Origin of the sequence: Sphingomonas sp. S2-65 (genome assembly GCF_021513175.1) — a bacterium.
GTDB lineage: Bacteria > Pseudomonadota > Alphaproteobacteria > Sphingomonadales > Sphingomonadaceae > Sphingomonas.
The window spans coordinates 448859-464006 of record NZ_CP090953.1; the positions used below are offsets into that span (position 1 = coordinate 448859).

Below are 15148 nucleotides of genomic sequence, written 5' to 3' on the forward strand. Positions count from 1 at the left end.
GACATGCCGCATTATACTCCGCCGCTGCGCGACACGCGCTTCATCCTGGATTCGGTGATCGGGTTGGAGCGCTATGCCGACCTGCCCGGGTTCGAGAATGCCACGCCAGACACGGTCGAGGCGGTGCTGGACCAGGGTGGCCAGTTCGTCGCCGACGTGCTGTTCCCGCTCAACCAGGTTGGCGACCAGCATGGCTGCACCCGGCACGAGGACGGCAGCGTCACCACGCCGCCGGGGTTCAAGGAAGGCTATCAGCAGTTTGTGGAGAGCGGCTGGGGCACGCTGAGCGCACCGGCCGAGTATGGCGGGCAGGCGATGCCGCATGTCGTGTCGACTGCGTTTCAGGAGTATATGATCTCGGCCAACATGGCGTTCGCGATGTATCCGGGCCTCACCCACGGCGCGATCGCGGCGCTGCTGGCCAAGGGGTCGGACGAACAAAAGGCGATGTACGTGCCGAAGATGGTGTCGGGTGAATGGGGCGGCACCATGAACCTGACCGAGCCGCATTGCGGCACCGATCTGGGCCTGATCCGCACCCGTGCCGAGCCGAACCCGGATGGCAGCTGGGCGATCACCGGTACCAAGATCTTCATCTCGTCGGGTGAGCATGACCTTACCAGCAACATCATCCACCTGGTTCTGGCCAAGACGCCCGGCGCCCCGGAAAGCAGCAAGGGCATATCGCTGTTCGTGGTGCCCAAGTTCATCGTCAATGAGGACGGATCGCCTGGCGAACGCAACGGCGTCAGCTGCGGCTCGATCGAGCACAAGATGGGCATTCACGGCAACTCGACCTGCGTCATGAACTATGACGGGGCGACCGGCTGGCTGGTCGGCGAAGAGATGAAGGGCCTGGCCGCGATGTTCATCATGATGAACGCGGCGCGGCTGGGCGTCGGGCTTCAGGGCCTTGGCGTTGCCGAGACCGCGTACCAGAACGCCGTCCATTATGCCGAAGATCGCCGCCAGGGCCGCGCGCTTACCGGCCCGGCCGAGCCGAACGAAAAGGCCGACACGCTGTTCGTCCATCCGGACGTGCGCCGCATGCTGATGGAAGGCAAGGCGCTGACTGAGGGTCTTCGCGCGCTGTGCCTGTGGGGGGCGCTGCAAGTCGACCTGGAGCATGCCGCCTCGGGTGAGGAAGAGCGTCAGCTTGCCGGTGATCTGGTCGGACTGCTGACCCCGGTCATCAAGGGCGTCGGCACCGACATCGGCTACCGCGTCGCGACCGATGCGCAGCAGGTCTATGGCGGCCATGGCTACATCGCCGAGTGGGGCATGGAGCAATATGTCCGCGATGCCCGCATCTCGATGATCTACGAAGGCACCAATGGCGTGCAGGCGATGGACCTGGTCGGCCGCAAGCTGGCACAGAATGGCGGCCGCGCGGTGCAGGCCCTGTTCCGCGTTGTGACCGAGGAAGTCGGCGCGGCCAAGCAGGTCGAGACGCTGAAGGGCTTTGCCGAGGCGCTGGAAAAGGCGCTGGGACACTTGCAGGGCGCGACCATGTGGCTGGCGGCGAACGGCTTCCAGAATCCGAACCATGTCGGCGCGGGTGCCTACCCGTACATGCAGCTGACCGGTACGGTGGCGTTGGGGCTGATGTGGCTGCGCATGGCCAAGGCGGCTGCCGACGGGCTCGCCGCCGGTGCCGAGAACGCCAAGTTCCTGGAGGCCAAGCTGATCACCGCGCGCTTCTATGCCGAGCGCTTCCTGTCCGATGCGAGTGGGCTGCGCCGCAAGGTCGAGAGCGGCAGCGAGACGGTGATGGCGCTGGACCCGGAGATGTTCCGGGCAGCGTGATCGATCGGCACCTGCTCCCGGCCAAGCGGGGGCAGGTGCCACGCGATGGTGAGGGCAGCCACTTCCGCCGGCCCTGCCGGTACTCCCTGCCGGTACTGGGCCCTGGAACTAGCTGGGGTGCTTGGCTAGCCTCGGCTTATCCCTCAGCGCGGCGTCGGGCTTGGCTGGGGCTTGTCGACCATCGGAGCGGCAGGAGCGGCCTGGTCTGCGCCACCGCTTTTCTTGCGGATGCCGGCAAGCGGGACGGGCCCGATGGCCTTGGTGTCGCCCGCTACAACCGGAGCCGCTGCAGGAGGCGGCGTGGCGGTAGCCGGCAGCTGCGCGCGCATGCATTGCACCGGGCTTGGGCGCTTGAACTGCTGGCAGTTCCACAAGGCCTTGGCGAAGCCCATATTCTGGTCGCGCAAATAGCTGAACGACATCGCGGCGCTCTGGGCGGGCGAGGGCGGCAGCTGCTTCGGCGTCTGCTTGGCGTCTGTCCAGGCCATGAACTTGCAGAAGGTGCGCTCGCCGCAGGTCCGTATCGCCAGGGCGGCGAAGGCCTCGGGGTTCATCGTGCGGTCGAGCGTCACCGCGAAGCTGTTATTGTCGGCGCCGGTCGCGCCGAGCGGCGCCGGAACGGCGGCATCGGGGATGGCTTCCGGATCGACGGGCTCGCCATTCTCGGTTAGTTCGGGGGCGAGAAGCGTGCCGGCATCTCCCTGATGTGCGCCGGAAAGCCGCGCCATTTGCGGGATATTGGGTTCGACACCGGCATAGCCGCGGTTGAACGCGGGCGGCGTGCCCCACCAGCCGGCCCAGCGGAAGAACAAATGGGTATGAACCTCCGAGATCTTCTCGAGGCTCGCGCTCCAATAGGGCACGACCCAGTCGGTGTGGTAGTGGGTGGCATGGCCGACGGCCTTGTAGACCGAGCCGCCCAGCGCGAGTTCGGCGACTTCGCGAGCGCGCTTCCACGCGGCTGCGGTCGGGGTGTAGCGCAGGATCGCGCCGTCACAGGTGAAGGTGAACTGGCAGCCGGTACGGCGCTCGGAACCCTGGAACACCACGCCGCACACCGTTTTTGGAAACGCCGGGTGGCGAAGGCGGTTGATGATCACCTGCGCAACGGCGCGCTGGCCCACGGTATCATCGCCGGCCTCGTAATAGACCCCGGCTGCCAGGCAGTCGATCGCGCGCGCGCGGCTATCGGCGGCACCCGGCAGGCGGAAGGGACGGGCGGCGGGATTGGGGAGGGTGGAGAATGGCACCGACGCGTTGATCGCGCGGGCGTCGTCGGGATCGACCGCCTGCAATTGTACCGGCTCGACCGGCGGCAATTCAGCCTGTGGCACCACGCGATGCGAAATGAGGACCGGCGGGCGCTTGTGGACGATCACATGCGGACTGTTGGCGACCAGCAGGGCCGGCACCAGCACTGCCACCAGGGCAATTAGCGCGAGCAGACCGATGAGCAGCGGCGATACGCCAGCGTCGGTGGAAGGCGCTGGTGGGGTTTGCGAGGAAGGCATGATCCGGCCGGTCAAGTCAGGCGTGCGCACAGGAGTGGCGGGTGGCGAAGACGGCGGGGCGGATCAACGGACAGGTTCCTTATGCGGGGTTGGCGGCCATAACGCAGCTACGCGGCACAAGGAACCCAAGTGATACCGGGCCGAAGAACGACGGAGAGGCGTTTCAACAAGCAGCATCGTGCCGAGAGCCCCTCCGTCGCGCTGAAAGCTTCAGCTTTCGGGCAGGAAGTCCGGCACGCTGAGATAGCGCTCGCCGGTGTCGTAGTTGAAGCCAAGCACGCGGACATCGTCGGGCAGGTCGGGCAGCTTCTGGAGGATGGCGGCGAGAGTCGCGCCCGAGCTGATGCCCACCAGCGTACCTTCCTCGCGGGCGGAGCGGCGCGCCATGTCCTTGGCGACGTTGGCGTCCACCTTGATCACGCCGTCGATCGCGTCGGTGTGGAGGTTGCGCGGCACGAAACCGGCGCCGATGCCCTGGATCGGGTGCGGGCCCGGGGTGCCGCCCGAGATGACCGGGGAAAGCTCCGGCTCGACCGCGAACACCTTGAGGTTCGGCCACTCCTTCTTCAGCGTTTCGGCAACGGCGGTGATGTGGCCGCCCGTGCCGACGCCGGTGATGATCACGTCGATCGGGGTGTCGCGGAAGTCCTCGAGGATTTCCTGCGCGGTGGTGCGGACATGCACGTCGATATTGGCCGGGTTCTCGAACTGCTGGGCAAGCCAGGCGTCCGGCGTCGCCTCGACGATCTCCATCGCACGCTCGATCGCGCCCTTCATGCCCTTTTCGCGCGGGGTAAGGTCGAAGCTGGCGCCATAGGCCAGCATCAGGCGCCGCCGCTCCAGGCTCATGCTTTCGGGCATCACCAGGATCAGCTTGTAGCCCTTCACCGCCGCGACCATCGCCAGGCCGACGCCGGTGTTGCCGCTGGTCGGTTCCACGATCGTGCCACCGGGCTTGAGCGCGCCCGACGCTTCGGCCGCTTCGATCATCGACAGCGCGACGCGGTCCTTGATCGAACCGCCGGGATTGGCGCGTTCGGACTTGATCCAGACCTCGGCGCCCGGGAACAGCTTTTGAATGCGCACGTGCGGCGTGTTGCCGATCGTGTCGAGGATGGTGTTCGCCTTCATGTCGTCATCTCCTTGGGAGGCACTTCGAGGTCGGCCGGAGGATCAAAGGTACGGGCTCGCCTTAGTTCCGGAAATAGCTTCGCCCACAACAGCGTTACAAGGATCGCGCCGATCCCGCCGCCGATCACTGCGGCGACCGGACCGATCAATGCGGCGAGGAACCCGGACTCGGCCTCGCCCAGTTCGTTCGAGCCCGAAACGAACAGAGTGGAGACCGCGCCGACCCGGCCGCGCATCTCGTCGGGCGTGTAGAGCTGGATCAGCGACTGGCGGACATAGACCGAGATCATGTCCGCGGCGCCGAGCACGAACAGGGCTACCAGCGACAGCAGCACGGCGGGGGCAAGGTCGTGGCCGATCGCGCTGGGGCCAAGCGCGCGCAACAGCAACGGCGCGGAGGCCCCGAAGACGACCGTCGCCAGACCGAAGATGCCGACCGCGATCAGCATCTTCTTGCCGACATCGGTCTTGAGCGGGCGCCAGGAGAAAAAGGCCGCGGTGAGCACCGCGCCAAGCGCGGGAGCGGCGCGCAGATGGCCAAGCCCTTCGGAGCCGACCTGGAGCACGTCGCGCGCATAGACCGGCAGCATCGCGGTCGCGCCGCCGAGCAGGACGGCGAACAGGTCGAGCGAAATCGCGCCGAACACCAGGCGATTGCGGCGGACATAACGCAGGCCATCGATCATCTGGGCAAAGGGGCTGCCGGTGAACTTGACGTTGGAGCGCGGCACTGGACCGATCAGCAGCAGCATGGCCAGCGACAGCAGGAAAAGCCCGCCAGATACGGCGTAGGGTAGCCAGGGCGAGGCCGCGTAGAGATAGCCGCCCATCGCCGGGCCGATCACCGTCCCAGCCTGCCACGACAGCGAACTGAGCGCGATCGCCGTCGGCAGCAATGGCTTGGGCACCAGATTGGGCGCCAGCGCGCCCAGCGCCGGGCTGGCGAAGGCGCGCGCTACGCCCAGCAGCGCGGCGATGCCGAACAGCGCGGGCAGGCTGATATTGCCGCTATAGGTCAGCCAGGCGAGTGAGAGCGCGCAGCCCGCCTCGAGCGTGACGGCGGCCCGCGCGATCCAGCGGCGGTCGAGGTGATCGGCCAGCCAGCCGGCGAACAGCGACAGCACCAGCAGCGGCAGGAACTGGGCGACGCCGATCAGCCCGAGCTGGAACGACGCCGCCTCGATGCTCATCGTCTCGCGGGCGAGGTCATAGACCTGCCAGCCGATCACGATGACCATCGCCATCTGGCCGAGCGTGGCCGCCAGGCGCGCGACCCAATAAGCGCGGAAGTTGGGGACGGCGAAAGGATGGCTGGGCATGTCCGGCTCTTGGCGGTTCGCCGCCGCGTCCGCAATGGAGGATTGGCGGCCGGCGTGCCGGCTCAACGGACCTGCGCCGGCTGGGCGTCGTCGGTTTCCTGGCCGCGGGGATTGCGGAGCGCCGGGTTGAGCCGCGCGACGCTGCACAGCCCGGCGATGAGCGCGAGCCCGGCGGCGGTCATCGGCGGGATCATGCCGCCGCCCAGGCCGACCGCCAGCAGTGCGGCGACCAGCGTAGCGCCGGTGGTCTGGCCGACCATCCGCGTGGTGGAGATCAGCCCGCCCGCGGCGGCGGCGCGCTGGACCGGCGCCGATCCGATGATGAGGCGCGCGTTTGGCGAGAGGAACAGGCCGAAGCCGGCCCCGCTCAATGACATGCGCCAGGCGATGTCGAACCAGGTTGGATCCGCCGGCAGAAAGGCGAGGAAGACCAGACCGACGACTGCAACCGCCATGCCGATTCCGCCCAGCGCGCCGGCGGGGTAGCGGTCGGACAGCGCGCCGGCGAGCGGGGCGACGATCATCGTCGTCAGCGGCCAGGGGGCCAGCACCGCGCCGACTTCCGATGGCGCGAAACCATAGACATGCTGGAGGCGGAAGGGGAGCGACAGCAAGGTGGTCATCGTCGCGATGAACGCCGTGAACGCGCCGATGGTGGAGAGCGCGAGGACGGGCCGGCCGAGCAGATCGATCGGCAGGATCGGGCGCGGCTCGTCGCGCTCGCGGCGGACGAACAGCACGGCGATGACTATCCCGGCCAGCACGATCCCGGCTGACACCACCGGGCTGTCGCCGTGGACCGCGCTCTCCAGGCCGCCGATCACCAGGCCGAACATCGCGGCGCAGAGCAGCGCGCCCAGAAGGTCGAACGGTTCGGTGCTGCGCTCCGAATCGGGCAGCGCCCGGCCGAGCAGCAGGCTGAACACCGCGAACGGCACCGCCGACGCGAACACCCACGGCCAGGGAGCGACCGCCAGCACCAGCCCGCCCAGCGTCGGCGCGAGCGCGGCCGCGCTGGATACCACCACCGAGTTGATGCCGAGGCCGCGGCCGAGCTGCTGGGGCGGGTAGATGCGGCGGATAAGGGCCGAGGCGACGCTGAGGGTCGCGGCGGCTCCAGCGGCCTGCGCCGCGCGGACGATGAGCAGGAAGGGCAGGCTCTTGGCGAAGAAGCAGAGGATGGTCGCGGCGGTGAAGACGAGCTGGCCGATCTGGTAGAGCCGCTTGAGCCCGATGCGGTCGCCGAGCCCCGAAAAGGGCAAAAGCAGCATGACCAGCACGAGTTGGTACACGGTCACCACCGACACTGCCGACGCCGGATCGACATGCAGATCGCGGGCGATGGTGGGCAGCGCGACGGTGGCGATCGCGCCGTCGATCACCACCAGTGCGGTGCCGCAGGAAATGGCGGCGATCGCCTGGACGCGGCGGCGCAGCGCGGGAGCTTCAGTCATTCGCTGTTCAAGGATCGAGCGGGGCAGCGGTTCCGCTTCACGATCGTGCAGGAGAAGGGAGCGCCGGGTGGCGCTCCCTTCCTTCGATCAGCGGCAGCGAACCTGCTGCTGGTTGCGCTGCACCTGGTTGCCGAGCGCACCGCCGGCGATCGCGCCGAGCAGGGTGCCCACCGTGCTGGAGCGGCGACCGGCAATGACGTTGCCGAACAGGCCGCCGGCAGCCGCGCCGACGATCAGGCCGGTGGTGCCGTCGGGACGCTCGCAATAATAGCGACCGTCATTGCCGCGATACACGCGGTCGTCGGAAGCGAGCACGCGCTCCTGATAATTGCCGGCGCGATAATCCCGGGCGGGATCGTAGTTCGGATCGTCGTAGCGGCCCTCGTCATAGCCGCCGCGCGGCGGCGGGGGCGGGGTGTTGTTCCAGTTGGTGGATTGCGACCCACGGAAGCGCCGATAGCGCTCCAACGCCTGCTGGAAGCTGTCATATTCGGTATCGAACCGGCGCTGCGCGGCGTCGAAGCGCGCTTCCTCGTCCTGCGAATAACGGGCGCTGGCGTTGCCGCTCTGCGCGGCAGCAGGCGTGGCGACCGCGAAGGTCGCGGCGGCGATAGCGGCTAAGCCGAATAGGTGTTTCATGGTTTCTCCCTTCCCTGAGGGGCCGGCATGGCCTTGATGGTGCATTCCGCCAGCCCGCGTGAAGCATAGCTGAACGCTCAAACGCCCGAACGGGCCGCCTGCTCCAACTTTCCATTTCCGGCCATAATGACCTATGATTGGTATATTGGCGGGCGGCGGCCGCATGCGGAACACAAGCCGCTTGGGCTTGTTGCAGCGCAGCAATCGACGCATAGCACGAGCATGAAGTTGACGACCGAACCAGATCCTCAAGCACAGCCTGGCATTGCCACCCCCATGGTGCTGGAGGCGATCGTGCGGCTGCGCTGCCTTTCCGCCGAATATAACCGCACGCGGATGATCCTGGCGCCGCACGTCCTCTACACGCGCGACGACAAGCTGTATGTCGACGGCGTGGTGATCGTCCGCGAGGGCATGATCCCGCGCGAGGAAAAGATGGGGACGTTCAAGCTCGACGGACTCAAGGAGCTGAACCTGCTGGAACGCGCGTTCGCGATCAGCGCGCTGTTCGACGCGACCCTCGACAAATATCGGGGCGTGACGTTGATGGCGGTGGAGCGGGACGCCGCCTGAGCCGGCACTGCGTTAGCACCCACGCGGAAGTTTAAGGAAGTTCAGGCCAAACGCGGGTTTTTCGCCCCGGGGCCTTCCTCCGCTACGATATGTCCCTGTCAAAGAGCGGCCCGGCCAGGCGCCGGGCTGCGTCAGTGAAGCAGGTCAAATCCTGCATCGGAAGCAGGCGCTTCAGGCGCGAGCGGCAGCCCGCTCGGCGATCGCCTTTTCCACTGCGTCCAGCCCCTCGGTGCTGGCAACCGCCAGGTCGAGCGGACGGCCGCCAAGGGCTTCGTCGAAGCTGTTGAGGAATTCGCGCGCCGCCTCGGTGCCGCCGAGCTTTTCCCAGGCGAGCATGGTGATGCGGCCCTGACGCGCCGCGCTCTCGGGCGACAGGCGGTTCTCGGTGAAGCGCTTGCGGAACGGCTTGCGCGTCGGACGCTGGTCTTCGGCGGGCTCCTGCGCCTCCGGCTCCTCGCCCGCGTCCATGATCGGCCGATCCTCGGCCGAATCCTTCAGCTCGCTGGGCTGGGCGTCTTCCTCGTCGCGGTCCATCAACGACGGTTCCCGCGGCGTGCGCCGCCAAAGCCGGTGCCCTGCACGCGCTCGCGATAGACGAGACGGCCCTTGTCGAGGTCGTAAGGCGACATTTCGACCATCACGCGATCGCCCACGATCGAGCGGATGCGAAACTTGCGCATCTTGCCCGCGGTGTAGACGACGATGCGGTGATCGTTCTCCAACTTCACGCGGAAGCGGCCGTCCGGCAGGATCTCTTCGATCATGCCGTCAAGGGTCATCAGTTCTTCTTTGGCCATTAAGCAGTTGCCTCTGTTGTTGCGAATTCGCGCTGGAGTTCGGTGATACGCTGGCCATATGCCTTGGCCAGGCCACGATGGGCAACCCGTGCTTCGCAACACGCAGCGACATCGGAGCGCATCAGCGAAACCTGCTGGCGGTATAGGAGCTGGTTGAGGTCCACGCGATGGACTCCCGGTTTGTAGACGGGAGCGCGGACGGTCTCTCAGCCACAGGCGCCTACGTGCGGGTTTGCCAGTGATGGAATGGATATAGGGTATTGGGGGCAGAATGTCACCCCCGCTAGCCATGCCGGCCCGTTGTGGTTCCATTCCCTCTCTCCGCTTGCGGGGAGAGGGTGGCTGAGCGCAGCGAAGTCGGGAGAGGGGGCTGCGATCCGGGCTGTTTGCCTACGCTCATGCCCCTCTCCCCGCGAGCGGAGAGAGGGAGAGGCGTTGAGCTGTGATTGCGTCACTGATTGCTTGCAGCACTGCTTCCAGGTTGATCATGATGTCGGGGTTGGTGAAGCGGAGGACACGGAGACCTTGCGCTTGTAGGAAGCGGGTGCGGGTGGCGTCGTAGTCTGCCTGCGTCGCGTGAGTGTCGCCGTCCACTTCGACCGCGAGCCCGGCGGCGCGGCTGGTGAAGTCAACGATGTAGCGGCCGATCACCGTCTGTTGCCGCAACTTACACTGCTCGAAGCGCGTGGCGCGCAGGTGGTATTAGAGGCGCGACTCTGCCGGCGTAGGGTTGGTACGCATGTGCCGAGCGTGGCGGAGGAGTTCTGGATCCCGCATAGCGTCTTCTCCTTCCCCTCTCTCCGCTTGCGGGGAGAGGGTGCTTGAGCGCAGCGAGAGCGGGAGAGGGGGCTATCTACCGCGCCATCCCATGCCCCTCTCCCCGACCCTCTCCCCGCAAGCGGAGAGAGGGAGATGTATCATCCCGCAGTCACGAAGCTGTCCATCACGCGCTTCCGCCCTGCCACTTCGAAGTCGATCTCCAGCTTGTTGCCTTCGATTTCGGCGATGACGCCGTAGCCGAACTTCTGGTGGAACACGCGCTGGCCCAGCGTCAGGTCGGCGCGGGGTTTGGCGCCGAAACTCACGGCAGACGCGCGGCTTTCCAGGACGCGGGGGGCTTCGCGTGTGAAGGTGCGGCTCTGGAAGGTGCCGCCGGGGTTCTTGGTGTCGATACCCGCCGCGCGCTGCCAGCCAGGACCGCGGCCGGTGCCGCGGGCGACGTCGGCGAAGGGGTCGGCGCGTTCGGACCAGTTGGCGCGCCACAGGCTTTCGCCGCCGGTCATGCTGGTCTCGCTCTCGACATGCTCGGGCGGGAGTTCGGCGACGAAGCGGCTGGGCAGGCTGCTGGTCCACTGGCCATAGATGCGGCGATTGGCGGCGTGGAGAATGATCGCCTTCCGCCGCGCGCGGGTGATTGCGACATAAGCGAGGCGGCGCTCCTCCTCGAGGCTCGCCTGGCCGCCTTCGTCGAGCGCGCGCTGCGAGGGGAAGATGCCTTCTTCCCAGCCGACCAGGAAGGCGGTGTCGAACTCCAGCCCCTTGGCGGCGTGGATGGTCATGATGGTGACCTTGGGCTCCTCGGCATTGTTCTCATTGTCCATCACCAGGCTGACATGCTCGAGAAAGGCGCCGAGGCTCTCATATTCTTCCATCGCGCGGACGAGTTCGTTGAGGTTCTCGAGCCGGCCAGCCGCCTCGGCGGTGCGGTCGGCCTGCCACATCGCGGTGTAGCCGCTTTCGTCGAGGATGATGCGGGCGAGTTCGGGGTGGGTGAGCTGATCGCCCATGCTGCGCCAGCGGGCGATGTCGCCGACGAGGTTGCCCAGCGCGCGGCGCGCCTGCGGCGTCAGCTCGTCGGTGTCGAGGATGCGTGCCGAGGCCGTGGTAAGCGCAAGCCCCGCCGAGCGGGCGAACTGATGGACCTTGGCCAGCGCCTTGTCCCCCAGGCCGCGCTTGGGGACGTTGACGATGCGTTCGAAGGCGAGGTCGTCGGCAGGCTGGGCAACGACGCGGAGATAAGCGAGCGCGTCGCGAATTTCCTGGCGCTCATAGAAGCGGAAGCCGCCGATGATGCGGTAGGGCATGCCGATCGCGATGAAGCGGTCTTCGAACTCGCGGGTCTGGTGCTGGGCGCGGACCAGGATCGCCACTTCGTCGAGCGACTTGCCCGCCCGCTGGCAGCTTTCGATCTCTTCCCCGACGCGGCGCGCTTCCTCCGGGCCGTCCCAGATGCCGAGCACCTTGACCTTCTCGCCCACGTCGAACTCGGTCCACAGCGTCTTGCCGAGCCGGCCGGAATTGTTGGCGATCACTCCCGAGGCGGCGCCCAGGATGTGCGGCGTGGAGCGGTAATTCTGTTCCAGGCGGATGACCTTGGCGCCGGGAAAGTCGCGTTCGAACTTGAGGATGTTCTCCACCTGCGCGCCGCGCCAGGAGTAGATCGACTGGTCGTCGTCGCCGACGCAGCAGATGTTCTTGCGCTCCTGCGCGAGCAGCCGCAGCCAGAGATACTGGACGCTGTTGGTGTCCTGATATTCGTCCACCATGATGTAGCGGAAGCGCTGCTGATATTGCTCCAGCACCTCGCGATGCGTCTTCAGAATGGTCAGCATGTGGAGCAGCAGATCGCCGAAGTCGCAGGCGTTGAGCGTCTTCAACCGGTCTTGATAGGCGGCATACATCGCCTGACCGCGGCCATTGGCGTAGAGCTCACTCTCGCCGGCGTCGAGATCGGCGGGGACCAGCCCCTTGTTCTTCCACCCGTCGACCAGCCCGGCGAGGCTGCGCGCCGGCCAGCGCTTCTCGTCCAGGTCGGCGGCGGTGATCAGCTGCTTGAGCAGCCGCAGCTGATCGTCGGTGTCGAGAATGGTGAAGTTGCTCTGCAGGCCGACCAGCTCGGCATGCCGCCGCAGCATCTTCGCGCCGATCGCGTGAAAGGTGCCGAGCCACGGCATGCCCTCCACCGCATCCCCGACCAGCCGGCCGACTCGCTCGCGCATCTCGCGTGCGGCCTTGTTGGTGAAGGTGACCGACAGGATCTCGGAAGGATAGGCTTTGCGGGTGTAGAGCAGGTGGGCCAGACGGGCGGTGAGCGCCGCAGTCTTGCCCGTGCCGGCGCCGGCCAGGACCAGTACCGGTCCTTCGGTGGTGAGCACCGCGTCGCGCTGCGGATCGTTCAGCGTCCGGATATATGGGGGATCGGCGGGAGAGGGCGCGGGGAGACTCATGGCGAACAGTTAGGGAACGTCGGGCGAGGGGGCAAGTTGCTTGGCGACGCCGGCACGCGCTAGGAGCGGGGAAACGGAGGAAGCGATGCGGCGGGTGAACAGGAAAACGCGATTGGCGATCGTGCTGGCGATCGCCATTGTCGCGGTCGTGGTGGCGTGGCGCACCAGCGAGCGCGGCGGGCTGCCGCCGTGCAAGGAGAACCGAACCGAGGAAAAGGATACCAGCGGCAAGGTGGTCCGGATCACGCGAACCCACTGCCCCCAGGGATGAGACCGCGCTAAGGGGGCTGATGCGCTATACCTTTTTGCTGCCGCTGCTGTTCGCAGCGGTCCCCGCCGCTGCTCAAGTCGAGCTGCTCGATCAGATCGCACCCGAATCCGGCAAGGGCCAGATCCAGCTGACCACCGCCCCGGGGGGCGAGAGCATCCAGCTGATGAGCGGGGTGTCCGATCTGTTGTCGCTGGGCGGTTCGCTCGCGTTCGAGGACGGCGTGCTCGATGAAACCAGCGCCTCGGCGATGTTCCGCTTCAGCAAGCCCGACCAGGGCCCACTCGGCGTCGCGGTCGAGCTCACGGGAACGCTGGCACGCGGCGGATCGCTGGGCGACCTCGAGGCGCGGCTGATCCTGGAGCGGCAGAGCGATCGCTGGTGGGCCCAGGCGACCGGGATCGTCCGCCACAGCCGCGAAGGAGACGAGCGCGGCACCGGCCTCGCTTATGTCGGGTCGCTCCAGCACAAGCTGGCCGGCGCGTGGCTGGGGGTCGAGACCTCCGGCCGTTTCGCGCGGCTGTCCGGCTCGGGCGAGGCGTTCGGCGTCGGGCAATATTATGCCGGACCCAGCCTCACCCTGGAACGGGAGCTGGGCGAGAGGGATCTCGAGCTCGGGCTGTCGTGGCAGCAACGCGTGAAGGGCGACGGCGCCCGCTCGGGACCGCGCTTGTATGCGCAGTTCACCTTCTGAAAAGCGCAGCTATCCGCGGTTCTTGACGGTGTTGTAACCCGAATGTCATGACTCTGTCACGATCTGCGGCCAGTGCCGTGAACATCATGGCCACGCTCGCACTGGACCAGGCCCCCGCAGCCACGCTGCCGAGGGGCCCTCGACTCGATTATCAAACCCATCCGATGGCCAAGCTGCTGTTCGCCGCAATCGTGCTTGGCGGCTTCGCATTCGCCGGCTGGAGCGTGCTGACCGACACGCGCGGCGTCGGCGAGGAGCTGGCGCTCGGCGTCTTCGCCTTTCTCGGCCTGGCGCTGCTGATCGCGCTGGGCTTCGAGTTCGTGAACGGGTTCCACGACACCGCCAACGCGGTGGCGACGGTGATCTACACCAATTCGATGCCCGCGCACTTCGCGGTGGTGTGGTCCGGCTTCTTCAACTTCCTGGGCGTGATGGTCTCGTCGGGGGCGGTCGCTTATTCGATCATCACGCTGCTGCCGGTCGACCTGCTGCTCAACGTTGGGTCGGCCTCTGGCTTCGCGATGATTTTCGCGCTGCTGCTCGCGGCGGTGCTGTGGAACCTCGGCACCTGGTATGTCGGGCTGCCGAACAGCTCGTCGCACACGCTGATCGGCTCGGTGCTCGGCGTCGGCCTGGCCAACCAGCTGATCCAGGCGGGGTCTCGCGGCGGCACCGCCGGCGTCGACTGGAGCCAGGCGCAGAAGGTGCTGACCGGGCTGTGGATGGCGCCGTTGATCGGCTTCTTCGCCGCGCTGCTGCTGTTGTTCGTGATGCGGATGCTGGTGCGCAAGCCCGAGCTGTACTGCGCGCCCGAGGGCGACAAGGCGCCGCCCAAGGGCATTCGCGCGCTGCTGATCTTCACCTGCACCGCGGTGTCGTTCAGCCATGGCTCGAATGACGGGCAAAAGGGCATGGGCCTGATCATGCTGATCCTGATCGGCTGCGCGCCGACGGCCTATGCGCTGAACCGGACGCTGCCGGCGAGCGCGACTCCGGCGTTCGTCCAGACCGCCAACATCGCGGCGACGACCTTCGACGCGCGTAGCGGCGGGATCGACCTGCCGGCCGATCAGGCGCGCGGGGTGCTCACCAACGCGCTTCAGCAGCGCAAGGCCGAGACCCCGCAGGTCTTCGCTGCGCTGGAAAGCCTGTCGCGCGATCTGACCGCCCGGGTAGCCAGCTACGGCTCGCTCAGCAAGGTGCCGGCGGAAGCGACTTCGAACGTCCGCAACGACATGTATCTGGTGCTCGACAGCACCAAGCTGGCGACCAAGAAGCCCGAGGGTTATTCGGCAGGCGAGCTCAAGGCACTGAAGGAATATCAGTCGAACCTGGAGGCCGGCACGCGCTTTATCCCGGTCTGGGTCAAGATCGTCGTCGCGCTGGCGCTGGGCCTCGGCACGATGATCGGCTGGAAGCGGATCGTCGTCACGGTGGGCGAGAAGATCGGCAAGCAGCACATGACCTATGGCATGGGCGCGTCGGCCGAGCTGGTCGCGGCCGCCACGATCCTGGCGGCCGACCGCTTCGGCCTGCCGGTGTCGACCACGCATATCCTGTCCTCGGGCGTCGCGGGTGCCTCGGTCGCGAGCGGGTCGGGGTTGCAGGCGCGCACCGTACGCAATCTGGCGCTGGCCTGGCTGCTGACGCTGCCCGCGGCGATGCTGCTGTCGGGCGGGCTGTACTGGGTGATGCTGAACGCCGTGCGGGTGTTCGGGCTTTAAGCCCG

The 15148-nt window shown here is 67.0% G+C and carries 14 protein-coding genes; 4 read left to right on the forward strand and 10 right to left on the reverse strand.

Annotation, left to right across the window (positions count from 1 at the left end; translation table 11 throughout):
• Positions 1-3: 3 nt before the first annotated feature.
• Positions 4-1806, forward strand: coding sequence for an acyl-CoA dehydrogenase C-terminal domain-containing protein (locus LZ586_RS02315; protein WP_235078088.1), 1803 nt, complete (start codon positions 4-6; stop codon positions 1804-1806).
• Between the two features lie 143 nt (positions 1807-1949).
• Here LZ586_RS02315 and LZ586_RS02320 read toward each other — a convergent pair whose 3' ends face one another.
• The 5 genes from LZ586_RS02320 to LZ586_RS02340 form a co-directional block, all read right to left on the reverse strand.
• Positions 1950-3317, reverse strand: coding sequence for a cell wall hydrolase (locus LZ586_RS02320; protein ID WP_235078089.1), 1368 nt, complete (start codon positions 3315-3317; stop codon positions 1950-1952).
• A gap of 210 nt (positions 3318-3527) precedes the next feature.
• A complete protein-coding gene (cysK, locus tag LZ586_RS02325; RefSeq protein ID WP_235078090.1) occupies positions 3528-4448 on the reverse strand; it encodes a cysteine synthase A in 921 nt (306 codons plus the stop codon).
• Positions 4445-5767: an MFS transporter gene (locus LZ586_RS02330; protein ID WP_235078091.1), complete on the reverse strand. Its 1323-nt coding sequence runs from the start codon at positions 5765-5767 to the stop codon at positions 4445-4447. The genes cysK and LZ586_RS02330 overlap by 4 nt, the downstream gene beginning before the upstream one ends.
• Before the next feature lie 62 nt (positions 5768-5829).
• The gene (locus LZ586_RS02335) at positions 5830-7221 is read right to left on the reverse strand and encodes an MFS transporter (RefSeq protein ID WP_235078092.1); all 1392 of its coding nucleotides are present in this window, start codon (positions 7219-7221) and stop codon (positions 5830-5832) included.
• 87 nt (positions 7222-7308) lie between these two features.
• On the reverse strand, positions 7309-7860 hold the full coding sequence (locus tag LZ586_RS02340; RefSeq protein WP_235078093.1) for a glycine zipper 2TM domain-containing protein: 552 nt from the start codon (positions 7858-7860) through the stop codon (positions 7309-7311).
• Positions 7861-8082: 222 nt separating this feature from the next.
• Between LZ586_RS02340 and LZ586_RS02345 the strand changes: the two genes are divergently transcribed.
• Positions 8083-8433: a hypothetical protein gene (locus LZ586_RS02345; protein WP_235078094.1), complete on the forward strand. Its 351-nt coding sequence runs from the start codon at positions 8083-8085 to the stop codon at positions 8431-8433.
• 171 nt (positions 8434-8604) lie between these two features.
• Here LZ586_RS02345 and LZ586_RS02350 read toward each other — a convergent pair whose 3' ends face one another.
• The 5 genes from LZ586_RS02350 to LZ586_RS02370 form a co-directional block, all read right to left on the reverse strand.
• Positions 8605-8967 (reverse strand): antitoxin Xre/MbcA/ParS toxin-binding domain-containing protein, encoded by a 363-nt coding sequence (locus LZ586_RS02350; RefSeq protein WP_235078095.1) that lies wholly within the window; start codon positions 8965-8967, stop codon positions 8605-8607.
• Positions 8967-9230 (reverse strand): translation initiation factor IF-1, encoded by a 264-nt coding sequence (infA, locus tag LZ586_RS02355; RefSeq protein WP_184083609.1) that lies wholly within the window; start codon positions 9228-9230, stop codon positions 8967-8969. Before infA ends, LZ586_RS02350 begins: the two co-directional genes overlap by 1 nt.
• A 396-nt stretch (positions 9231-9626) precedes the next feature.
• On the reverse strand, positions 9627-9926 hold the full coding sequence (locus LZ586_RS02360; protein ID WP_413777323.1) for an endonuclease domain-containing protein: 300 nt from the start codon (positions 9924-9926) through the stop codon (positions 9627-9629).
• Between the two features lie 221 nt (positions 9927-10147).
• The gene (locus LZ586_RS02365) at positions 10148-12457 is read right to left on the reverse strand and encodes an ATP-dependent helicase (RefSeq protein ID WP_235078097.1); all 2310 of its coding nucleotides are present in this window, start codon (positions 12455-12457) and stop codon (positions 10148-10150) included.
• A 9-nt stretch (positions 12458-12466) separates the two neighbouring features.
• Positions 12467-12703 carry a hypothetical protein gene (locus LZ586_RS02370; protein ID WP_235078098.1) on the reverse strand — a complete coding sequence of 79 codons (237 nt, stop codon included), beginning with the start codon at positions 12701-12703 and terminating at the stop codon, positions 12467-12469.
• 44 nt (positions 12704-12747) lie between these two features.
• On the opposite strand from LZ586_RS02370, the gene LZ586_RS02375 reads away from it, so the two are divergent.
• Together LZ586_RS02375 and LZ586_RS02380 are read left to right on the forward strand one after the other, a co-directional pair.
• On the forward strand, positions 12748-13419 hold the full coding sequence (locus LZ586_RS02375) for a hypothetical protein (RefSeq protein ID WP_235078099.1): 672 nt from the start codon (positions 12748-12750) through the stop codon (positions 13417-13419).
• A gap of 86 nt (positions 13420-13505) precedes the next feature.
• On the forward strand, positions 13506-15143 hold the full coding sequence (locus LZ586_RS02380) for an inorganic phosphate transporter (RefSeq protein ID WP_235079705.1): 1638 nt from the start codon (positions 13506-13508) through the stop codon (positions 15141-15143).
• Positions 15144-15148: the final 5 nt, after the last annotated feature.

Coding starts and splice junctions, on each gene's coding strand:
- LZ586_RS02315 (WP_235078088.1), top strand. CDS start 4: ATGCCGCATTATACTCCGCCGCTGCGCGACACGCGCTTCATCCTGGAT.
- LZ586_RS02320 (WP_235078089.1), bottom strand. CDS start 3,317: ATGCCTTCCTCGCAAACCCCACCAGCGCCTTCCACCGACGCTGGCGTA.
- cysK (WP_235078090.1), bottom strand. CDS start 4,448: ATGAAGGCGAACACCATCCTCGACACGATCGGCAACACGCCGCACGTG.
- LZ586_RS02330 (WP_235078091.1), bottom strand. CDS start 5,767: ATGCCCAGCCATCCTTTCGCCGTCCCCAACTTCCGCGCTTATTGGGTC.
- LZ586_RS02335 (WP_235078092.1), bottom strand. CDS start 7,221: ATGACTGAAGCTCCCGCGCTGCGCCGCCGCGTCCAGGCGATCGCCGCC.
- LZ586_RS02340 (WP_235078093.1), bottom strand. CDS start 7,860: ATGAAACACCTATTCGGCTTAGCCGCTATCGCCGCCGCGACCTTCGCG.
- LZ586_RS02345 (WP_235078094.1), top strand. CDS start 8,083: ATGAAGTTGACGACCGAACCAGATCCTCAAGCACAGCCTGGCATTGCC.
- LZ586_RS02350 (WP_235078095.1), bottom strand. CDS start 8,967: ATGGACCGCGACGAGGAAGACGCCCAGCCCAGCGAGCTGAAGGATTCG.
- infA (WP_184083609.1), bottom strand. CDS start 9,230: ATGGCCAAAGAAGAACTGATGACCCTTGACGGCATGATCGAAGAGATC.
- LZ586_RS02365 (WP_235078097.1), bottom strand. CDS start 12,457: ATGAGTCTCCCCGCGCCCTCTCCCGCCGATCCCCCATATATCCGGACG.
- LZ586_RS02375 (WP_235078099.1), top strand. CDS start 12,748: ATGCGCTATACCTTTTTGCTGCCGCTGCTGTTCGCAGCGGTCCCCGCC.
- LZ586_RS02380 (WP_235079705.1), top strand. CDS start 13,506: ATGGCCACGCTCGCACTGGACCAGGCCCCCGCAGCCACGCTGCCGAGG.